2 protein-coding genes are annotated in these 1736 nt (G+C 69.6%); both read right to left on the reverse strand.

All coding sequences use genetic code 11. From position 1 onward, the window contains the following. The coding region (locus JMF90_RS35770) for a heavy metal-binding domain-containing protein (RefSeq protein WP_268906096.1) at positions 1 to 384 on the reverse strand (384 nt) is incomplete at its 3' end. A gap of 11 nt (positions 385 to 395) precedes the next feature. After that, positions 396 to 1688 carry a TolC family protein gene (locus JMF90_RS35775; RefSeq protein ID WP_011548399.1) on the reverse strand — a complete coding sequence of 431 codons (1293 nt, stop codon included), beginning with the start codon at positions 1686 to 1688 and terminating at the stop codon, positions 396 to 398. Positions 1689 to 1736: the final 48 nt, after the last annotated feature.

A 1736-nucleotide genomic window follows, 5' to 3' on the forward strand; every position in this document is an offset into this window, starting at 1 on the left:
GGTGCCCACCGCGTCGAAGCCGGCCGCCGTCTGCTGCCGACGCACGGTCGCATAGCGGATGCCGAGGTTCTGCTGCAGGCCCGGATCGATCCGGATGCCTGCCGCGGCACCGCCTTCGTCCGCATAGACCGGCTGCAACTGCATGTCCATGAACGGCGATTTGCCCGGTTTGTCGAAGTGCTGGTTCGGCACCATCGGGTCGTGCCAGTACAGCACCTTGCGTGCGGCCTGCTGAGCCGGCATACCCGACGGCGCAGCGGCGGGCACTGAGGCCGTCGCCGCGCCGTTCGTCGCACGGCGAACGCCCGCGAAATAGCCTGCGCCGACGAGCACCGCGCCGGCGGACGCGATCAACACCGCACGCATCAGTGATTGCCTTGTCATGAGCATCTCCTTCACTGCGCGGCGGCCATCGCCGACGGCACGACCTGATATTCGAGCTGTGCCCAGGTCTGCGACACGTCGCGCCTGAGGTCGAGCACCTGTAATTGCGCTTCGAGTTGCGCACGCCGCGCGGCGAACGTGTCGGCGAGCGACCCCGTGCCGGCCCGGTACGCCGCCGTCGCGAGTTGCACGCGCTGGTCGGCGGCCGGCAATAGCGCGGCGCCGAGGTTCGCGATGCGTTCGCGGCCGCTCGCCAGCGTGTCCGATTGCGTGCGGATGTCGGCCTGTACCTGGCGCAGCGTGTCCTCGTACATCAGGCGCGCCTTCGTCGCGAGCGCCGCCTTTTCGGCGACGTCGCGATTCTGTCGATTCTTGCGATTGAGCGGCAGCGGGATCGAGACGCCGACCGACACCATGTTCGAATACGCGCCGCCGCGCTGCTGGTACGCGATTTCCCACGTCCAGTTGGGGCTGCGCTCGCTGTTCGCGACCGCGGCGTCGGCTTCGGCCACTGCGATATCGTCCGCGGCGGCGACGAGCGCCGGCTGCGACAGGCGCAGTTCGTCCGGCGGCAACGACGATACGAAGGATTCGGGCGCGGGCGGCGTACCGGCCACGTCCGTCACGGGCACCGCCGTCCAGCGGGCCAGCGCGATGAGCGCGGTGCGATACGCCTGCTGTGCCTTGAGCACCTGGTCCTGCGTCTGCGCGAGCATCGCGCGGGCCTGCACGACGTCGCCCGCGCTCGCCTTCGCGCCGCGATACGACGCCTGCGTCGCGTCGAGTTCATGGTTCATGTGACCGAGCAGCGCCTGCTGAAGCGCGAGCGCCTGCTTCGCATAGACGGCATCGAGCCACGCCGTCGCGGTCTGCCGGCGCACGGCCGCGAGTTGCACGAGATAGCCGGCGCGCTCGCGGCCGACCTGTTCGTCGGCCAGCGCGGTACGCAGCCGCCGCTTGTCGCCGGACACCCATTCCTGCTCGATGCCGATGCGGCGCATCGTCATGAAGTCCTGACCGACGGTGAAGCGCTGCCCGCCGTTGACCGGCAGGTTGTCGATGCCGGCCTTGAGCATCGGGTCCGGCAACTGGCCGGCCTTGACGGCCGCTTCGGAACGCGCGAGCACGGAAGCCTGCGCGGCCTGCATCGACGCGGAACGATCGGTGGCGGACTGCAGCGCGGCGTCCAGCGTCAGCGACGACGGCTGCGCGTGAACGGCGCCCGCCACCAGCAGCGCGGCCCACGGTACGGGCGCGCGCCGACCTGCACGCGGCATGCGCAGCGTGCGGAAAACGAATGACATGGTGTAACCCCAAATCGGAATCCAAAGGGATTCCACGTCCTGCGCGCA

Origin of the sequence: Burkholderia sp. E168m23, assembly GCF_016586125.1 — a bacterium.
Lineage (GTDB): Bacteria > Pseudomonadota > Gammaproteobacteria > Burkholderiales > Burkholderiaceae > Burkholderia > Burkholderia orbicola.

Excerpts from the sequence above, each read along its gene's own strand:
- JMF90_RS35775 (WP_011548399.1), bottom strand. The coding sequence starts at position 1,688 with ATGTCATTCGTTTTCCGCACGCTGCGCATGCCGCGTGCAGGTCGGCGC.